Here is a 19,369-nt window from a genome sequence, read left to right on the forward strand (position 1 = left end):
GGATGACGGAAAGCACTACAAACGAACAGTTTATTGCGGTTGACTTCGATCCGTTTGCCGGTCCGGCCATCCTTAGTCTGGCACCCGCTACCGAGTCGCAAACGGAAATATGGACCTCCTGTCAGCTTGGTACTGATGATGCTAACCGCGCTTACAACGAGTCCTGTTCGCTTCGGCTTACCGGACTTCTGCAACGGGAGGCTTTCGAGAAAGCGTTTGAGGAACTGGTACGCAGGCACGAAGGATTACGCACGGCATTTAGTGCAGACGGGCTTCAAATGGTTGTTTTTCAGGATGTGTCGGTCCCCATTGCCTGGATAGACTGTTCGGATCGACCCGGTCCCGAAGGGGAGGAATGCGTGCGGGAATACACCCTGCAGGATGCGCACCACCTGTTCGACCTCACGTTCGGACCGTTGATTAAGGCAAGTCTCATCCGGTTGTCGGACACGGTACACCACTTTACCCTCACGGCCCACCACATCGTTTGTGATGGCTGGTCGGTCGGGGTTATTCTGCAGGACCTGAGCGTTCTCTACTCCGCGTATGCCCAGAATCGTACGCCTATCCTGGCGGCAGCTCCCTCGCTGCTGGCGTATGCGCTTGAGGAACAGGCGTACATGGCTAGTGCCGAGTATCGGGAAGTTGAGCAATTCTGGCTTAACCAATACCAGGGTTCAGTGCTGGTGTTGGACCTGCCAACCGACTTTGCCCGGCCGCGGGTTCGTTCGTATGCCGGTAACCGGCTGGATCTTCCGCTGGCAGATTCCCTGGTGCGGGGCATCAAAGGCGTGGGTATCAAGGCAGGGTGTAGTTTCGTTACTACCCTGATGGCCGCCTTTGAGGTACTGCTGCATCGGCTTACTGATCAGACAGATATTGTGCTGGGGCTACCCGCGGCCGGACAGTCGGCAACGGGTATGGCGGGCCTGGTAGGGCATTGTGTCAATTTACTGCCTTTGCGGAGCCAGCCCGCCGGAGACAAGACTTTCCTGGCCTTTCTGGGTGAGCGAAAACTGGGCCTGTTAGACGCGCTGGAGCACCAGCGATTAACCTTCGGGCGGTTGCTGAAAAAATTGCCCATCAAGCGCGACATAGCGCGGCTTCCCCTGGTGCCCGTCGTGTTCAACGTTGATATTGGTATGGATAACGGCGTTGTTTTTTACGGACTGGAACACCAGCTCATCAGCAATCCGAGAGCCTTCGAAACCTTCGAATTATCGCTGAATGCGAGCGGGTCGGAGCAGAAACTGGTGCTGGAGTGGTCGTACAATACCCAGTTATTCGAGGCTAAAACGATACGCACGATTCACGGGCAGTTCGAACAGCTGCTAATGCATATTATTGACTCGCCAACGGTGCGCCTGGGCGACATTCTGGTGGGGAGTAGCCAGCCTGTACACTCGCTGGATATGCCCTGGAATAACACCCAGGTCGATTTTCCGGCGGAGAAATCCCTGCACGTTCTTTTCAGCGAAACCGCCCGTAAATTTCCCGACAACACCGCTCTCCGGTTTGGGAGCAGCACCCTTACGTATCGGGCGCTGAATGAAAAAGCCAGTCAGTTTGCTTACCTGTTGATGGAGCAGGGCGTAAAGCCTGGTCAGCGCATTGGTATGGCCGTCGAACGGTCGCTCGAGTTGCTGGTAACCATGCTGGCCATCCTGAAAACGGGTGCTGCCTACGTTCCCCTTGACCCCCTGCACCCGACCGACCGGCTTGAGTTTATCCTGGCCGACTCGGCCTGTCCGATTCTGATTGTGTCGCGCTCGCAGCAGGGCCGGTTCAAATCACCCCAGCGTGAACTCGTTATCGAAACCGTCTGGCCTACGTTGGCCAACTACCCAACCACCGATCCGCCCGTGCCCTCTTCCGGCAATGATCTGATGTATGTACTGTACACATCGGGCACCACCGGTCGGCCCAAAGGGGTACAAACCAAACAAAACGGCGTGGTTAACGTGCTGCTGAGCGTACAGAAAAAACCGGGACTGCTTCCGGCCGACAAAACAATAGCGCTGGCTACGGTTACGTTTGACCTGGCCACGGTAGAAATTTATACGCCTTTGCTGGCGGGGGCCGAGTTGATTCTGGTCGATAACGCGACGAGCCGGAATGGCGAGCAACTGGCCGATCTAATCGCTACTCAGGAGGTCACCTTTATTCAGGCTACCCCGGCAACGCTGCGTATGCTGTGGGAAGCGGGCTGGCGGGGGAGCAAAAAGCTGGTTGTTATTTCCTGCGCCGAAGCCCTGCCGATGGATCTGGCCCGCAAGCTGATGGAATCGTGTCGCTCCCTGTGGAACTTCTACGGGCCTACCGAAACCACGATTTACGCCACAGGCATTCAGATTTTACCCACCGATGAATCCATTACCATTGGTCGGCCAATCGATAATACCCAGGTGTACATACTGGATGAGCAGTTACGGGCACTGCCACCCGGCAAGGCGGGCGAGATTGGCATTGCGGGTGTGGGGCTGGCCATCGGCTACCTGAACCAGGCTCAGCTGACCGCCGAGAAATTTATTGATTTCCCTCTGGCAGATGGTGCGTCTGTCCGGCTTTACCGGACCGGCGATTTAGGGCGGTTCGATACCACCGGGGCCATTCATTACCTGGGTCGCATTGACCAGCAGGTGAAAATCCGGGGTCACCGGATTGAAGTGGCCGAAATTGAACACCATCTGCTGAAGCAGGCAGGCGTGAAAAATGCGGTCGTTATTGCCCGGGAAGATACACCGGGCGACCAGCGGCTGGTGGCTTACATTGTTCCCGGTCAGTATATCAGTGACCAGGAAGCCCAAATTGGCTTGTGGCGACAAGGCATTCGGCAGGTGCTGCCCGATTATATGCTGCCCAATAATTTTGTTCTGCTGGAAGCACTACCCGTTACCGCGAACGGGAAAATCGATAAAAAGGCGTTGCCCCAGCCTGGCACCCGCGTTCAGACTCAGCAGCAGGCTACCCCTCCCCAAACGAAAGCAGAGCAGGTACTGGCATCCATCTGGACTGAGGTATTCGATCTCGATACCATTGATGTTGACGAGAATTTCTTTGACATCGGTGGTCATTCGCTGAATGCTGTGCAGGTGATGACCCGGCTCGAAAAAGTAACGGGGCGCCGGTTGCCGCTCTCCACCCTTTTCGAGTTTCCTACTATTCGGAAACTGGCTCAGTTGGTAGAGGAGAGTCAAAAACCAGCTACCAGCAAATCACTCGTACCCATCAAGCCGGAAGGCGGTAAAGTGCCCGTTTATATTATTCACGGAATTGGCCTTAACCTGCTGAATTTTAGTGGACTGATAGCGCATACCGATCCGGATCAACCTATTTATGGGTTGCAGGCAAAGGGGCTTGACGGTACCGAAGAACCCCTTGACAGGATGGAAGATATTGCCGCTCACTACATCGCCGAGATACTCGAACATAACCCGACGGGGCCTTATGCTATTGCCGGTTACTCATTCGGGGGCTACGTAGCCTACGAAATGGCCCAGCAGCTTACGGCCATGGGGAAGGAGATAAAAATGCTGGCTATGTTTGATACGGATGCCCGCGCCCTTATCAACCACCACACCGCCATGGGCCGGGTTATCTGGAAAGTAGGGCGACAATTGCCCAAGCTGGTCTGGATCGGGCAATCGTTGATAAAGCGTCCCCTGCCCACCATTGCCTACCAGTGGGAGGTGCTATGTACGCGTATGAATGCATTACTGCGGGTAGTGGGGGTGGACCGGGAATCCGAAACGAAAGATGAACCGGCTCACCTGGTTTACCTGATGGATAAACACGAAACTGCATTTCAAAACTACGTGCTCCGGCCCTATACAGGTACTATTGATCTGTTCAGAGCTACTTCCCGCCTGTATTTTGTCGACGATTTTCACTACCTGGGCTGGAAAGACTACGCGGCTGGGGGCGTTCGGGTCCACGACGTGGCTGGTGACCATGCTACCATGTTACTGCCTCCCAATGATGTTGTGTTTGCCCGCGTCCTGCAACGCGCCCTGGATAACGCCTAAGGCGAAATAGCAGGCATAAATGCTTACTGGCAGAATCTATAGTATTCCCTGCCGGTACGCATTTAGTTCGGCGTAGGAGAGTTTGTAGGTTAACGTGAGCAGGAGATAAGCAGCCCCGCCAATGCCGATTTCTGCCAGTACGTTCATCAGGCCGGATTCGCCTATGAACAGCCGGTACAAACTGATGAGGCCAACCATTAGCAAACAAAAGAGGATTGGTTTGGCTATGTTTCGGGAGAAATCGCCTATGAAGTCGCCAATCAGGTAATGGACCATACCGAAGTTGACAATCATGTTCAGGAACGTAGTCAGCAGGAAGGCTATGGCAATACCCGTAACGCCCCAGTACGTACCAAACACGTATACCAGGGGGACTTTTACAATCAATGTGCCCAGGTTCAGGTAAAACAGCAGGTTTGGTTTTCCCTTCGTGAACGCTATGGTATAAAGCGGGTGGCTCAGACAGATGAAGATACCAACGAACACAAAAATCCGGATCAAATCCGTTGTCTGTTCCCAGCCGGGGCCGTAAATAAGCGGCACAACGCCATCGGCCGTGATGAATAATCCTGCCAGCAGGGGCAGGTTGCAGTAGCTGATAAAATCCAGAATTTTAAGGTACGATTTCTTCAGGTCAGCCGTATTTTCCTTCATTTTGGCTAAAATCGGGTAAGCAACCTGCAAAATTATTGGGTTCAGTTTCATAATAGGAAATACACAAAGCTGGTAGGCAATGGTGTAGTAGCCCAGCATTTTTACCCCCAGCATGCCCCCCAGAAAAATATTGTCGGTGTTAGACTGGATGTAGCCCAGAAAACCATCGCCCATGTTATAGATGCCGAAGCGAAGGTGCTCTTTTATGTTATTAATGTTGAAAAACAGCCGGGGCATAAAGAAGCGGAGCCCAAAGGTTATCTGTAGGACCGATTTTACCGATTGCATCACCAGCGCACCAATAATGAGGGACAACTCATGGTAGTCATTAAACGCCAGCGTTACGGTCACGATGGAACCCATCACCGTTCCGGTTATATCAATGATGGCTACCGACTTGAACTTGAGTTCTTTCTCCAGCAGAAACATGTATATCTGACCGAAGTAGGCAATCAGAAAATAATACGACGATAAATTGAGTACCTGCGCCAGCCTGGGTTCGTGGTAAAACGAAATGATGTAAGGCGCCGTCAGGTGGATGAGAATGAAGATGACTACCCCAACGGTCAGGTTCAAATAATACAGGGTCGATAATACATTCCGGTCACTTTCCTGCTTGTAAATGATTGAGTTAGAGAATCCCAGGTTGGCGAACACCTGAAAAAAGGCAATGATCAGGTTACTGACGCCGACGAGGCCAAAATCGGCTGGGCTTAGCAAACGGGCCAGCACTGCTACCTGTACAAATTGAAATAAGGTGGAGATGACGGTGGAGACGGTGATCCATTTCCCCCCGTCCATCGCTTTTTTTGTATTACTCATTACGCATGTGGGTACTCTTCGGTGTTAGCTTACTTACCTGAAGAACGGCGTTCCGTTCCCTGCTTTACCGGGGTTTAGTGATTTTTTTTACAACCCGCGTTTGTCCCTGACGAATATCCAGCAGGTACGTGCCGGCAGGGAGTAAACTTACGTCTATTTGCGTGCGTAACACCCGTCCTGTCTTTGAAAAACTTACCTGCTGGTATTGCCGTCCGGCAGGACTTACAATACGGGCCAGCACTGGGTTCAAACTGCCATTTTCAATGACTATTTCTACATAATCGGCCGCTGGGTTTGGATACACCTGCAACGTGCTTAAGTCGTCAGTTACTTCGGTGCCGGACCTGGTCAAGGGCATAACGAATACGGGTGTTTCACTCACGTTTATCGAAATCGTACCTGTTTGACTCACATTTACCGTGCGCGTCATTTCCCGCTGCCCGGCGGCTGGTACGCAAACCAGCACGCTGTCGCCCGGACTGACTGCTAACGTATACGTATCTGTGCGCCCCCGCTCGTCTGGTATGACCAACACGTAGGCCGATTGCCCATCCAGTTCGTACCGATCAACAAGCAAATCGCCGGGGCCATTGGCGGGTTTAACCGTTTCCTGGTACCGATAATCGCCCAGTAAATTCGTTGCCTGATATAGAAAGTCAGCGGCTGGTTTGCGCGTTTTTGTCGCATCGTCGTTCAATAAACCCATCGAACTAAACTGAGTAGGGTCGGCCACATTACCATCGTACGCCTGAAAGAAAAATACCCGGTCGATACCAACCCGGCTGTAGAGTAGCGCTGTTCGCAGAATCCAGTCGGCCTGGGTTGCCAAAACTGATTTGTTGCCAATGGGTATGGCCCGAAATGGACTGCCCTGATTGATGTCGTACCCGGCTTCGGTAATCCAGACGGGCATCCCCCGGGCATATTGCCGGGCCAGTTTCACGAAGGCGGCTGCCTGCTCACCCACCCCGGCCAGCTCTGGCGCGGCTCCCCGACTGGCCCCGCCATTTTGCGATGACTGGGCATCATTGGCGTACAGATGCTGGTTGATCACATCCCAGCAGAGGTCAACGGACCCATCGGGGCGGTAACCCCTGAACTCTTTACACCAGTCGATCATGGCCCGCACGTAGTCGGTGGTAGATGCCGAAATGCCACCAATGACAACCTGAACGAATGGGTCGGCATTTTTTACGCCTACACCAGCACCCAGGGTATTTTTGTGCCCATCGTAAAAAGCCGACAGGTTGGCTGCGTATTCGCGGGGCGACTGGTAGCCGTTCCGCCCCTTCCAGGTCTTATCCGGCTCGTTGTTGCATTCGATATAGCGAATCAGACCCAGACCAATCTTTTTCGTATTTACGCCCGCCCACGTTTTTTCTGAGCTGACCGTCAATAAACCCGGGTCGACGTGTTTATTATAGCCGTAGCGGGCTATGTACTGGAAAGCTACCCGGGCGTGTTCCAGGTAAGAGCCGGGAGCGGAAAGATCGGCTCCGTACCTTGCCGGCACATTACTATAATCGCGCCCGCCCGCCGGGTAGGTTTCTTCCATCCACTTAGGCAGGGTTTGAAAGCAGGCCAGCACGTCGATATTTTCCGCTTTGAGCCGCTCGTACATGGCATCGTAATCCCAGCTGCCGCTGAAGGTAGGATTGAACGTGTAGCGTCCCTGCTGCGCTTCCAGCTTGTCCCAGTCCATGTAATGACGGAAAGACGAAAAGCTTTTTATCGCTTCAACCCGTTTATCATCAACGGGGCGCAACGCGGTAGGCGCATCGGAATCTTCAATATTCCACTCGAAGCCATTAATCCCTGCTTTATTCCGAAAAGGCGACGGTTGCAGCGGAGCCAGCGCTGGTTCCTGACCCGCCTGATAGGTTCCGTATAACTCCATTTCGGCAGGATACGACCCGTAGCTGTTCAACACCAGATACCGGGCATTGGTCATGAATTTTTTCAACGTAAATAAGGTGGGTTGGCCCGGGTCAGGGCCAACCCAGGTCTGGTATTTAGTGCCGATGAACCGGGCAACGGGTATGCGTTCCCACTGCTCCGTTATGATGGATAAGGTCATGGGGGATTCCGTATTTTCACCGGACCCGTCGTAGAAACGAATCTGCTCAAGGCTAATCTGCTCACCGGCCAGGAGTGGGTAGTACGCATCGAAGCTGGGTAAAAGCTTGCCAAATCCGGTGTTTACCGCCTTCGTTGTATCGCCATCAAACAGCGCATCGAGGCCATTGGTGGCGTTAACGACCTGATACCAGCGTTTGGGGTCGATGGGTATTTTGACTACGCTGCCGGGTTTTAAAACCGCTATCGTGTTTAAGGCAGTTGTGTGGTATACATCGGTTTGGGCGAAAAGCAGCAGCACAAAAGAAGTTGCCAGTACCGTAAGCAGTGTATTTTTCATAAAAGCAGTGCATGAGATGATAGTCCGCAGGATTTAATGGTTCACTAAATCGTACCAGACTATCAGCGGGTTAGCGCATTAACAGTACATGACCGGTACGTACGTACCTAGTTTTGCCAATGGTACTGTAGGCAACTACCCAGGTGTACGTATCCGACTGACAGAGCACACCAGCGTAGGTTCCATCCCAATACCGGGTTTGGTCCGTAGTGGCATAAATCGGGTTTCCCCAGCGGTCATATATGTTTAGACTAAAAGAAGTCACGCCCGTTACACGCAGGAAGACAGCCAGCGCATCATTGATGCCATCATTGTTAGGCGTGAAAATGTCAGGAACATACAGGGCTTCGGGTACGCCGACACATTCGCTGCACTGCTTCACCTGAAAATCATCGATGGCCATGTCATTTCCACACCCAAAATCGCCCTGGTAATCAACCAGTTTTATAACGACATCATCCAGACCCGCCGGTACGGTGAATACGGCTTTGTACTGTCGCCAGGCAGGCTCGTCTGTTTGTGCTATAAGGCCAAGTGCTGTCGACTGAATCACTACCCCGTTTGTAGTCACTATATCGATGGCGAGATTGGGGATCAGCGGATTAAGGCAGGTGCCCGTTCGGAGCAGGTTGATGATCCAGAACGAAACCTCGTAGGTAGTACCGCTGCATAACCCCGCTACCGGCTGCTGATAAAACGGCCCGGCTTTATTGCCGCCGTTCACGAGCATCATGCTCCCGCCTGCCTCATTGGGCGTATGATCGCTACCGATAACGTGCCAGGTGGCGTTGTAACAGGAGCCATCAAGCGTAGCGGCAATGGTATACTGCCCGTCGCCGGGGCAATTGATGGCTTCGTACGGGTAGGATGTCAGGTCAGCCGATAAGGCTTTGCCGGATATTCCGAAGGTTTGATTAACGACCAGCGGGCCTGATGGGTCAGCACAAACCTGCGCTGTGACGGACTGAGAAAAGACGCACAAAAAACACGCAGTCAGCTTGATCGCTACCGGTAACGTAGTAGATTGCAGAAAATAATTTCTGACGAACGTACGAATCTCAGAAGCCATATACGTGTGCACTAGAACAACAGAAACGTACCCGGATTGCCATTTTTCTGCTGGCTTTCGGGTCTGGAAACATAGCCGGGTGCTTTGTTAAAACAGTACCTCCTAATTTACCGACTCATGACGGTGCAAAAAGTAACCGATACCTTCGTTTCCTGTGCAACGTTACCCGCTACCCACTGGATATCGGAATCGGCTTGTCCGTATACCGATTCAATGGCGGTATTCCGGTTCTGGTTAGCAGACAAGATACCACCGGATTATGAGAAAACCGCCTTGCAACCCGATGAGATCATCCGTGCCGGGCGGTTTCGCCGGGCCGAGGATCGAAACCGGTTTGTTTGCGCCAGACACATGGTAAGAACGCTGGCCGGACGCTATACCCACCAACGGCCGGGCGATATCTGTTTTACGGTCGGTAAAAATCAAAAACCCGAAATTAAGGATTCGGACCGCTGGCACATCAATGTGTCGCACGCTGGTCAGTGGGTTCTGGTAGCCATCGGAGTGACCAGCGTTGGCGTTGACGTCGAAGAAAACAACCCTGACTTTGCTTTTCAGGATGTATTGGCGCATAGCTTTACGGCGGTTGAGCAGCAATATATAGAAGCGAACGATTCCCGTTTGTTGTTTTACCGGTCATGGACCCGGAAAGAAGCCCTGGTCAAAGCAACCGGTAAGGGGCTGGATGATGATTTCCAACGGGTCCCCTGTCTGGATGGCAGGCACCTAATTGAGCGTGAGCTGATTGGCGCAGCCGGCCCGTGGAGTGTCAGTAGTTTTAGGGTTTCGGACGGGTATTCGGCCGCTATAGCGTATGGAGACTGGGAGGGAATACCTAAATTTTATACGCTCGATAGTGGCCTGTTCGACCAACAGGAGTCATAAACCAGGGTGTGCCATTTGTTGGCCGTTTACTTTTTTACTAACACGAATCCTCTCGTATGCAGCAATTGATGCTGAAGTTTCTGTACGTCGTTGCATCGCTCCGGTACCCGGGAATCCGGCGCGATCTGCGTTATTTTATTCGGGATAATTATTTTGCCCGGCTGAATCAGACCCGCTTCCTGGTGAGCGACCATATGGCCAAAAAGCCGTATAAAGTCATTGATTACCACGGCGAGTTCGATCAGGAACTCCGGTATGTGCTCCCGTTTGCCTACTGGCATCACCTGAATGGTACCCTCAAAAAAACTATATCCTGCGCCAACACAAAGGAGTTCTACTTTTTCAGTGCAAACCACGATGAGCAGTACGAAAAACGGGTGTGGCAGGCTGGCTACGGGTACTACGATGTGCCTAACATGACGCACAGCCCAACGTTCGACTACTCCAAATGGGCGCGGGTGCCCTTCAAAAGCCATTACAAAAATGATCGGTTTGTGTTCGATAAACCACTGCTGGTCATCGCCAATAAATACAACATCGAATGGGACAAACCTCCGGTCAATTTTCTGGATATACCCGCCCTGGATCGGATTATTAAGGCCTGTAAATCCACCTACCAGATTATCTACAACCGCCCCCTGTCTACGCAGATTGTACTGGACAATAGCGAAATAATGGATCTGAACGAGCATGCCTGGTTGCGGGAAAAGCACCCGGACGTAATCCTGATGCACGACCTGCACGAACAGTACCGGAGTGAGGTGTCCAGCTTCAATCACCTTCAATTACTGGTGTACGCCAACACCGACCGGTTTATATCCATGCACGGGGGGACGGCTGCCCTGGCCAGTTATTTTGGGGGAATAAATATCATTCTTTCGCATCCCGGTGGGGGTATGGAGCACCATTTTAATGAATATGCCACCATCTTTCCCGCACTTTCCGGAGCGCAGATTCTGCACGCCAAAAACACCGAACAAGTGTTTGAGTACGTGAGTCAGTATTATTGATGAGGTAGATATATAGTAGAATTGTTCTTTTTCTATCAATCAACAGATTAATCGTTTACCGACTTAAACCCAGTTAATTGAAAGCCCTCCCTACCGGGGAGGGTTGGGTGGGGTCTATGGTATCGAGAATTCAGGCTACTGGTTCGGGGATGTAGGCGTTCGGTATTTTCTGGATAACCGCTTCGAACTCCTCCGCCCGTTTTGCCCATGAATTATTTTGGGCCATCACGATACGTTCGTTTACCCGTTGGGGGCTGGTATCGGCTAAGGCATGGCGTAGTGCCTGCGCAAAGCGGACGGGGCTATCGGCCAGTTCAATGACACCATCAAAATCATCCAGCAGCGAGAAAGGAGTCGATACAACGGGTAGACCCGCTGCCAGGTATTCGTTTATTTTAAGGGGATAGATCGTGTATGTGTGCTCATTGCAAACAAACGGGATCATAGCCGCCTTCATCTGCGCCAGCAACGGGGGCAGATTTACCGGCTGAACGGGCAGCGTAAACACAACGTTGGGGTACACTGATAAGCGCTGCCTCAGGCTGGGTTCGTGAACCTCGCCAATAAACTGGAACGTCACATCCGGCATGGTTCGGGCGCAATACTCAACAATATCGATATTGATCCGATTGTCGGCCGTGCCCAGATACCCGATTATCGGTTTCTGGGGTAGAGGTTGCTGGTGCGCCAGGTGATAAGCCTGATTGAATAACTCGAAATTGACCCCGTTTTTAACGCAATGGGCACTGGACTGCAAGAGAGATTTAGACCGGCGCAGGGTTTCGGAGGTTGTCACCACCGCATCAACGCGTTTCAGGTAATCCGGCTCATAGCGGCTGCCGTGCTTACTCATCCAGTTGATGATGGTTATCTCATCGAAGCAGTAGTAAATCGTAGCACATTCATTGAGCTGTTCCAGCATAGACAGCCCGAATACCGGGTTGAGGCCATTGATAACCAAGGGGCGTTTCATGTCCAGCTGACGCATCACCCGCCGAAGGCCTTTGATCAGCCGGCTTATATTTTGCTGCACAAACAAATCATGCAGTCCTGGGGGCATCCAGTTTACGGGCAGCATCAGGGGGGGAGTCCAGACGTGGACTTCGGAGCCGTTTGAAAAGGTCTTTTTAGTAAGCGGATTTTTCAGGCGAATCGTTTCCTGAATGGGAATCGCCTGTTTACCCAGTACACTCATAGCCCAGTCTTTGAGGGTGTACTGATAATCAACGTATAAAACCCGATGCCGTACCGATAATTCGGTCATCAGTTGCACAACTGCCTTCTGGAAGTCACCCTCCCAGGTAGTTTGTCCAAGACAGATTATACTATCAAACTGTTGCATTGTGCGCCTTAGGAAACGGTGTTATCGATAGATAAAGAAGGTGAAAAAGCAATGAGTTAATTCAGAGAGGTTTTTGTGTCGTGGGGTGGGTGTGAAGTAAAGTTAGAAAATACCCGTTTAAGTTCTTTGTTGACCCGTACTATAAATCCGTGCCAGAGCGTGCCTTCCTGAAGAATGGTTCGGGGGGCGGTCCAGACCCGGGCCGAGTGAGTTTTCATGGGCACTACCCGGCCGTATTGCATCATATCGAAGCACAATCGCCCATCTTCACCCCGAATGTTTCTGGTTGTAAAACCGGCTTTCAACCCGGCTTCCCGCAAATAACCCATGCTCATACCGTAGGCATTAAGATACGGTCGTTTTAGGTACCGTAATTCGGCAATCGCATTTCTCAGGGTTTCGTGCAGCGCGAACCCCCAGCGGGGAATATCGGGCGGGGCAATGAACGAATACTGCCCATACGTACAAACTACCCCCGGTTGTTGCAATACGGCAACCATTTCGTTCAGCCAGTTTGGCGGGTACAGGCAGTCGGCATCGGCCATCAGAATATAGTGCCCGGTGGCCTGTTCCTGACCCAGTTGCCGGGCTGGTCCACAGCCCTGAACAGGCTGAAAAAATCCCTTAACGTGCAGTTTGTCGATTGTTTCCTGCGTTCGATCCGTTGAGTTATTATTGACGGCCAGGATCTCGAACGGAATCGTTGTCTTCATGGCCGATAACGAACTAATCGTACGCAGGATGTTAATTTCCTCGTTGAACGCTACAATCACGATAGAAACCAGTGGTTTCTGACTGATACGCTGGTCGAGACGGGCATTTATCCCGTCGAATACCAACTGAGATACCTGATCGACCGTCTCAAATGGATAGTCGTACTGAGAAATCCATTCGGGGTTTGAAAAAATAGTCATGGCTAATTATTGCATGCACTTTTAGGGAGCCAGTACAATAATTTTAAAATGAAAAAGTGTAACACCTTGAATTAGACTGCTTAAGGTGGTGTGGGATGGGGCTTTTTATACTTTCGTGAGCGTTACCTCAGGAAACGAACTGTTTATTATCTATGACCAGAGAGGAAGTATATACGTCGAGTAGTTGCCGGGCAGTTTCCTGCCAGGAAAATAAAGCCGCCCGTTGCAGCCCTTTCCGGCGTAAGGTGTCCCGCAGACTGGGCTCCTGCATGAGCCGCCCAATGCCACGCGCCATGGCTTCTGCCGATGTTGGGTCTACCAACAGGGCCGCATCGCCCGCCACTTCCGGCATGGATGAAGTTGTAGCCGTCAGCACAGGGGTACCACAGGCCATCGCTTCCAGAATAGGCAAGCCAAAACTTTCGCGGAGGGAAGGGCAAAGAAATACCGTAGCTGCATTGTACACCAAGGGTAATTCATGATTGGGTATATAGCCGCACAGGGTGATATGACTGGCCAGAGATTGACCGTTGATGTCCGTCAACAGCGCATCGAGTGAGGCAGCGGGTAAATTGGAAATAACAACCGGCATCGTTAACTGCCCCTGTTGTTCCAGCAAAAGCAGGGCTTTCAACACCCCCCGAACGTTCTTTTTGGGATCGGTATTACCCAGAAAGAAAATGAAGGATTCCGGTAAGTGGTAGTTGGCCCGGGCAGCCGCCAGTTGCCCGGCATCATCAATGACACGAAATTGCCTGCTGACAGCATTCCAGATGGATACTACCTGGGTGGGGGGCAGATGAAGGTGGTTGATGATGCGTTGTCGCTCGAAGTCCGATACGGTAATGATTTTTTCGCAGTTCTTCACCATGCGGGGTACGTTCCAGCGCCGATACTGATTCCCGAACCGCTGGTACCAGCTACCCGCCCGCAGGGGTTGATTTTCCAGAAAGATAATATCGTGGAGTGTGACCACCAGGGGAACGGAACAGCGCAGGGGGGCCGTGTTGGCCGTGCAGTGCAGCAGGTCGATACCGTAGTCTTTCACGGCTTTCGGTAGGGCATACTGTTCCCAGACGGGGTAGGGCCCGCCCGGTAATTCAACCAGGGTAAGGTTTGGTGCATCGGGCAATCCGCTTCGGTCGGTATCCGGCTTTACGAAAACAACAAACTCGTGCTGATCGTACTCCACCAGCGCCCGGATAGTTTCCAGGGCCACAATGTCCATCCCGTGCTTGTGCGGGCGCAGGAGCCGTTGTGCTTCGAGGCCTATTCTCATATAGCTACTTTTCTACGAATGGTATCGACTGTTTTCGGGACTGTCGGCGTATCCCACCGGTCGCAGGTGGTAAACAGAAACGAACTGATAAACAGGATGCTGCTGGTGGGAAACTGGCCCAGAATTGGGTTGGTATAACTCACGACGCAAATACCGGCAAACTCGGCCAGGAGCACGATCATGATAGTCGTTACCCAGGGGTCTTTCAGTTGCCAGATTTTTATGGTGCCAATGAGCATAATGCTAAATAGCATGAGTAAATAAAGCGTCAGGCCAACAACGCCGGTCTCGATCCAGATTTGAACGTACCAGCTGTCGGTGGGAATCTGGGCGGCAAAATAGTTGGGTGAAAATCGTTGCCCGGCTCCAGATGATGTACCGATACCTGCGCCATAGGGCTTGTCTTTCAGGAAGTTCTTGAGCTTTTGCTGATTCTCCAGCCGGACCAGAAAGGAGGCATCATTTGTCGGGTGAAGGGCGGAGCGTATCCGCCAGATCTGATACACGGAATCGCCAATGTGCGTAAACATCAGGAAGCAGAATATGGGTATCCCCACTATAAGTCCGCGCATGATATGCACAGGGCTACGCTTCAGGACAAAATAGGCCGGGAAACCTGCCAGAATCACGAATAAAGCTCCCCGCGTTCCTGAAATGGCAAAGCCCCAGAAAAAAACGATAGCCAGCACTACGTACAGAATGCGGTAAAGCCACGACCTGGTCTCGAAGAGAAGCAGAATACACACCAGGGTTACCCCCGCCATTTCAGAACCAAACTGACCGGCATCGGAGTAGAAGGAGAAGCTGCGTAACTGACCCCACAGAATATGCTGTTTGGCAGCCCCTTCGGCCAGCCACTGGAGTTCGGCCGATTCCAAACCGATGTATTGTTGTTTGAAACCCCACAAGGCCGCAAGGAAGGACCAGACAAGCCACTGCGTACAGAATATCCGAATGTCCGATTTTTTGATCGGGTTTACCGACACGATGATGGCGAGCAAAAACCAGCTTAATGAAAACGAACGGGCGTGGTAAAACCAGGCGGGGGGAAAGGGGTGTTCGGGGTTGAAATATTCCAGAATGGTAAATGACAACCAAACGATGAGTATCCAGAAAGCAGGCCGGCGTAACTGTTGCCAATTCATGCGCCGACCATTTAGAAAGGTACTCAGCAACGTAAGCACCAGCAGGCCGTCAAGTGCCGTACCCAGGGCTAATTCTCCCGGCAAAAAACGGGAGAAACCGATCAGAAAGCTAAAGTTCACGTAGAGCAGTAAGCCAAGTCTGGGCTCCAGGAGGATGCCGATACCCGCCAGCAGAGCCACCGGTACTCCCACGGTGATAAGCGCACCAAACACCCCCCACGAACCGATCAGCCAGCCTGCCAGCAGGGCTAACAGTATACCTAGCACCGTGAACAGGTGGCGACTGTAGCGCCAGTGTTCGGGTATCGAAAGTGTATGAGTTTGGTTAAGCATGGTCTTATACTAAGTCAATGGTGTGGCTGATTTCTCACGCGGCCCGTCTGGATTTTTCCCACACGCCCGATAAATTACCATTCCGGTACCGGGCAAACCCGGCCAGTACGCACCAGTTCATAAAAACAAAATAGAACGGTACAAACGTGAGCTTGAAGCGCGTTTGCCGATTCTCCAGCACGTAACCCACCGCGGCCATACCGTAAAACACGACCTGGGCAATCAGCATACTTTTCCAGAACGGCTGAGTTAAAAAAGCGGTACCGGGGCTCTCTGGCTGCGTAATCATAACAAGATTCAATAAAATCAGCAGCGGCAGGCAAAACGGCGTAACGGCCCAGCGCAATACCCGGTGAGAAATGTACTGGAAACTCAGCCAGCCATACGTAAACGGATTGAGCAGGTGCGCCAGTCGCTGAATCGACTGAAAACCACCCGTTGCAATTCTAACCTTCCGTTTCATCTCCTCCCGTACCGATTCAGATGGGCGTTCCAATGCGTACGCGTCGGGGGCGTAATCGACGCGGTAACCCCGGCCGGCAATGCGCAGCGAAATGATAAAATCGTCGAGCAGGGTATCCGCTTCTACCGGTTCGTACAGGTCGGTACGAATGGCAAATAACTCACCGGCTGCTCCTACAATGGTATGAAGCCGGGCATCCAGCTTTTTCAGGAATGATTCGTAGCGCCAGTATAGTCCTTCGCCACTGCCCGCTGCGGCCTCCTGTCCCGCCAGCTGAATGCGTTTTTCGCCCGTTACGGCACCCACCCCAACGGGTTTGAAGCGGCTGACGAGTCGGCTGACGGCTTCGGGGTTGAGCTGCGTGTTGGCATCGGTAAAAATGGTGATGGGTGTTTTTACCAGATTCATTGCGTTGTTCATTGCAGCAATTTTTCCAAGTCGTCGGGTGCCCGAAATAAGGGTTAAATTAGGCAGCCGCTGCTGTTGCTGCTCCAGGTATTCGGCCGAACCATCCGTCGACCCCTCTATCACAAACAGGAGCTGCAACTGGTGAGCCGGGTAATCCTGCGTCAGGCAGTTTTGTAATTTTTCGGGCAGATAATCCCGTTCGTTGTAAGCAGGTATCACCATCGTCACAGCAGGATAATACTCTGACTGAACGACTGGTCGTTCGTCACCCTTCCGCAATACTTTCACCAAAAGCCAGGCCAGAATACCATAGCCCAGGTAGGTGTAGAAGACGAGGAAGGCCAGCAGAAAAAATAGAAACCCGGTTAGGGAATAGAAAAACGTCATGAAGGATACCCGGTTAAACGGCTGATAGGCTGGTTGCCGTGAAATGCCAGAAAGCCCCCTGAACGAAAGCTTTTGCGTGTTTTATTTTTCCTTGGACAAGATACGAAAGGAGATGTTTAGGAAACACAAAGACACCGAAAAACAGATAAAAGATCGTACGCTGGTGTAACGTGCTATGCCGTCGCATAAACAGTATACGATTCCGGGTCAGGTAATAGGTGCGGAGCGGGCTGTTTTGACCGACGGATGCCGACTCCTTGTGCAGGATAGTAGCAGTAGGCTGGTAGTAAATTAGAAAACCAGCGTCCCGAATCCGCTGCGACCAGTCGAGTTCTTCGTAATAAAGAAAGAAGCGTTCGGCAAAACGGCCAACCCGCTCTACCACGTTGCGGCTAACCATCATGGCACAACCATGCGCGAAATACGTGGTGTGCGGCTTATCGAACTGACCATCATCGGCCTGGTTATAGCCAATGGCCGTAGCCTGTCCCGTATATAAATTAATGGGATTATACCCCGCATACTGTACTAGCCTGGGCATTTCGAAGAACCTGATTTTAGGACAGGTAACTCCAATCTGTTCATGTTCCCGGAATGGTTTCAGTAGTTCGTCGAGTAGTGCTGGAGAAAGCTCCGTATCGTTGTTGACGATGAAAAAATAATCGCCCTTCGCTTCCTGAATACCCAGGTTGTTACCCCCGGCAAAGCCTAGGTTGACTTCGCTGCGAATTAACCGTACGTGGGGATATTGATGGAGATTAATGCTGGCGCTCAACGGTTGAACCGAGGCATTGTCGACGATGATTAGTTCGTAATTCGGATACGTTAGGGTAGTGGCCGAATCCAGGAATTGACGGGTTAACTCAGCTTGATTGTAATTAATCGTGATAATTGACACCAGTACCGACTCGTCTGCTGGGTACGCTGCATCAGTTACACGTTCTCTTTTTGCCATAAACTGAAAAAAGTTTTCCAGATGATTTGAATATCGGTGTTAAAAGAGAAATTATTGGTGTAGTCAATATCGAGTAATGTCCGTTCCCGGTCCGACATCATACCCTGGCCTTTCGCCCGCTTGCTGATTTGCCACAAACCCGTCAGGCCAGCCGGGCCACAAAAGCGCTGGGCGAATTCGTTGGACGTGAGTTTTTCTGCTTCGTAAAGGGGCAGGGGCCGATTGCCAACCAGCGACATATCGCCAACCAGAATATTTACCAGTTGGGGCAATTCGTCAATGCTGCTGTTACGTAAAAAGGTGCCAAGCCGCGTAATGCGGGGGTCGTTACGGAACTTCATGAATTTAGCCGACTTCCCGGCTCCGCTCAGATAGGCCTTCTCGCAAATCGGTTTGTTATGATCAATGAGTATTTGCTGGCAGGCTATACCCAGTTCACTACAGGAAGGACATAATTCCGTTATGGTATCTGTTGACGGGTGGGAAGCTTCGGCATATAAGTTGTGGGCAGAGAGTTGATCGAGTAACTGGTCGGCATCCACTTTCATGGTCCGGAATTTATACATATTGAACACATAAAAGTTAGCGCCTGCCCGTTTGGATTTATAGATGACCGGACCTTTGGAATCAATCAGTATCAGCAAGGCCACCAGTAACATGATGGGCGACAGGAGCACTAATATCAACAACGAAACGCCAACATCGATTGACCGTTTCCACCAGGGTGTACTATACTGGTATTCGTAAGCAGATGCCTGATAATCAGTAGATTGAAGCGTTTGAACCTGGTTGCACAGGCTCAGATAATAATCTATTTTTGTTTGGATTGAATAATTTTCCTCGTTGATAACCAGCATATCGGTTACCCCGGCAGCGAGGGTTTTGCGGACCAGATGATTCTCACCAAAACGGCAGGTGACAAGCACCGGTACCAGTTTATACTCTGTTTTGCTGCGGATGTTCGTCACCGTAGCAGGCCCCGTATTTTTATCAACTATAATTAACAATAGTTCGTCAATAATTAAGCAGCTATACAGCCGAAACTATACAGTTGACGCACTTGAGGGTCATTTTTAGTCAGCTCAGTGCCTTGCGGTAAGATGGAAAAAAAACGATCCAGTAATAACTTGTTGTGATACAGGGTCTTTACATCAGCCATCGAAAAAGGCTGCTGACCAACGCCCTGCTCTATTTTGGCGATATTGACCGCTGACAAAGCGGTGTTCACATGGAAATCCAACTTGTTGACCGACCGGGCCTGA

The 19,369-nt window shown here is 51.6% G+C and carries 14 protein-coding genes; 3 read left to right on the forward strand and 11 right to left on the reverse strand.

Annotated elements, in window-relative coordinates:
• Window positions 1-2 precede the first annotated feature (2 nt).
• Window positions 3-4,025: a non-ribosomal peptide synthetase gene (locus B156_RS0115355; protein ID WP_018620641.1), complete on the forward strand. Its 4,023-nt coding sequence runs from the start codon at window positions 3-5 to the stop codon at window positions 4,023-4,025.
• Window positions 4,026-4,061: 36 nt separating this feature from the next.
• Here B156_RS0115355 and B156_RS0115360 read toward each other — a convergent pair whose 3' ends face one another.
• The 3 genes from B156_RS0115360 to B156_RS0115370 all read right to left on the reverse strand — a co-directional run bounded on the left by B156_RS0115360 (window position 4,062) and on the right by B156_RS0115370 (window position 8,986).
• Window positions 4,062-5,501, reverse strand: coding sequence for an MOP flippase family protein (locus B156_RS0115360; RefSeq protein ID WP_018620642.1), 1,440 nt, complete (start codon window positions 5,499-5,501; stop codon window positions 4,062-4,064).
• A gap of 64 nt (window positions 5,502-5,565) precedes the next feature.
• Entirely contained in the window at window positions 5,566-7,917 is a 2,352-nt protein-coding gene (locus tag B156_RS0115365) for a T9SS type A sorting domain-containing protein (protein ID WP_018620643.1), read from the reverse strand.
• Between the two features lie 70 nt (window positions 7,918-7,987).
• Window positions 7,988-8,986, reverse strand: a complete 999-nt coding sequence (locus B156_RS0115370; RefSeq protein WP_018620644.1) for a T9SS type B sorting domain-containing protein — start codon at window positions 8,984-8,986, stop codon at window positions 7,988-7,990.
• Window positions 8,987-9,103: 117 nt separating this feature from the next.
• On the opposite strand from B156_RS0115370, the gene B156_RS0115375 reads away from it, so the two are divergent.
• Together B156_RS0115375 and B156_RS0115380 are read left to right on the forward strand one after the other, a co-directional pair.
• A complete protein-coding gene (locus B156_RS0115375) occupies window positions 9,104-9,871 on the forward strand; it encodes a 4'-phosphopantetheinyl transferase family protein (RefSeq protein WP_018620645.1) in 768 nt (255 codons plus the stop codon).
• A 56-nt stretch (window positions 9,872-9,927) separates the two neighbouring features.
• The gene (locus B156_RS0115380; RefSeq protein ID WP_018620646.1) at window positions 9,928-10,881 is read left to right on the forward strand and encodes a hypothetical protein; all 954 of its coding nucleotides are present in this window, start codon (window positions 9,928-9,930) and stop codon (window positions 10,879-10,881) included.
• Between the two features lie 130 nt (window positions 10,882-11,011).
• Here B156_RS0115380 and B156_RS0115385 read toward each other — a convergent pair whose 3' ends face one another.
• The 8 genes from B156_RS0115385 to B156_RS0115420 form a co-directional block, all read right to left on the reverse strand.
• Entirely contained in the window at window positions 11,012-12,223 is a 1,212-nt protein-coding gene (locus tag B156_RS0115385) for a glycosyltransferase (RefSeq protein ID WP_018620647.1), read from the reverse strand.
• Window positions 12,224-12,279: 56 nt separating this feature from the next.
• The gene (locus tag B156_RS0115390; protein WP_018620648.1) at window positions 12,280-13,137 is read right to left on the reverse strand and encodes a glycosyltransferase family 2 protein; all 858 of its coding nucleotides are present in this window, start codon (window positions 13,135-13,137) and stop codon (window positions 12,280-12,282) included.
• 127 nt (window positions 13,138-13,264) lie between these two features.
• Window positions 13,265-14,416: a glycosyltransferase family 4 protein gene (locus B156_RS0115395; RefSeq protein WP_018620649.1), complete on the reverse strand. Its 1,152-nt coding sequence runs from the start codon at window positions 14,414-14,416 to the stop codon at window positions 13,265-13,267.
• Window positions 14,413-15,894, reverse strand: coding sequence for an O-antigen ligase family protein (locus tag B156_RS0115400; protein WP_018620650.1), 1,482 nt, complete (start codon window positions 15,892-15,894; stop codon window positions 14,413-14,415). The genes B156_RS0115395 and B156_RS0115400 overlap by 4 nt, the downstream gene beginning before the upstream one ends.
• Window positions 15,895-15,928: 34 nt before the next feature.
• Window positions 15,929-17,152 (reverse strand): glycosyltransferase family 2 protein, encoded by a 1,224-nt coding sequence (locus tag B156_RS0115405; protein WP_018620651.1) that lies wholly within the window; start codon window positions 17,150-17,152, stop codon window positions 15,929-15,931.
• Window positions 17,153-17,165: 13 nt separating this feature from the next.
• On the reverse strand, window positions 17,166-18,107 hold the full coding sequence (locus B156_RS0115410) for a glycosyltransferase family 2 protein (protein WP_018620652.1): 942 nt from the start codon (window positions 18,105-18,107) through the stop codon (window positions 17,166-17,168).
• Complete coding sequence (locus tag B156_RS32210) at window positions 18,086-19,114, reverse strand: sugar transferase (RefSeq protein ID WP_018620653.1); 1,029 nt, start codon at window positions 19,112-19,114, stop codon at window positions 18,086-18,088. The genes B156_RS0115410 and B156_RS32210 overlap by 22 nt, the downstream gene beginning before the upstream one ends.
• Before the next feature lie 14 nt (window positions 19,115-19,128).
• Window positions 19,129-19,369: hypothetical protein (locus B156_RS0115420; protein ID WP_018620654.1), on the reverse strand; the 241-nt coding region annotated here is incomplete at its 5' end.

Origin of the sequence: Spirosoma luteum DSM 19990 (assembly GCF_000374065.1) — a bacterium.
Lineage (GTDB): Bacteria > Bacteroidota > Bacteroidia > Cytophagales > Spirosomataceae > Spirosoma > Spirosoma luteum.

Coding starts and splice junctions, on each gene's coding strand:
- B156_RS0115355 (WP_018620641.1), top strand. CDS start 3: ATGACGGAAAGCACTACAAACGAACAGTTTATTGCGGTTGACTTCGAT.
- B156_RS0115400 (WP_018620650.1), bottom strand. CDS start 15,894: ATGCTTAACCAAACTCATACACTTTCGATACCCGAACACTGGCGCTAC.
- B156_RS0115385 (WP_018620647.1), bottom strand. CDS start 12,223: ATGCAACAGTTTGATAGTATAATCTGTCTTGGACAAACTACCTGGGAG.
- B156_RS0115410 (WP_018620652.1), bottom strand. CDS start 18,107: ATGGCAAAAAGAGAACGTGTAACTGATGCAGCGTACCCAGCAGACGAG.
- B156_RS0115390 (WP_018620648.1), bottom strand. CDS start 13,137: ATGACTATTTTTTCAAACCCCGAATGGATTTCTCAGTACGACTATCCA.
- B156_RS0115405 (WP_018620651.1), bottom strand. CDS start 17,152: ATGACGTTTTTCTATTCCCTAACCGGGTTTCTATTTTTTCTGCTGGCC.
- B156_RS0115360 (WP_018620642.1), bottom strand. CDS start 5,501: ATGAGTAATACAAAAAAAGCGATGGACGGGGGGAAATGGATCACCGTC.
- B156_RS0115395 (WP_018620649.1), bottom strand. CDS start 14,416: ATGAGAATAGGCCTCGAAGCACAACGGCTCCTGCGCCCGCACAAGCAC.
- B156_RS0115365 (WP_018620643.1), bottom strand. CDS start 7,917: ATGAAAAATACACTGCTTACGGTACTGGCAACTTCTTTTGTGCTGCTG.
- B156_RS0115375 (WP_018620645.1), top strand. CDS start 9,104: ATGACGGTGCAAAAAGTAACCGATACCTTCGTTTCCTGTGCAACGTTA.
- B156_RS0115370 (WP_018620644.1), bottom strand. CDS start 8,986: ATGGCTTCTGAGATTCGTACGTTCGTCAGAAATTATTTTCTGCAATCT.
- B156_RS0115380 (WP_018620646.1), top strand. CDS start 9,928: ATGCAGCAATTGATGCTGAAGTTTCTGTACGTCGTTGCATCGCTCCGG.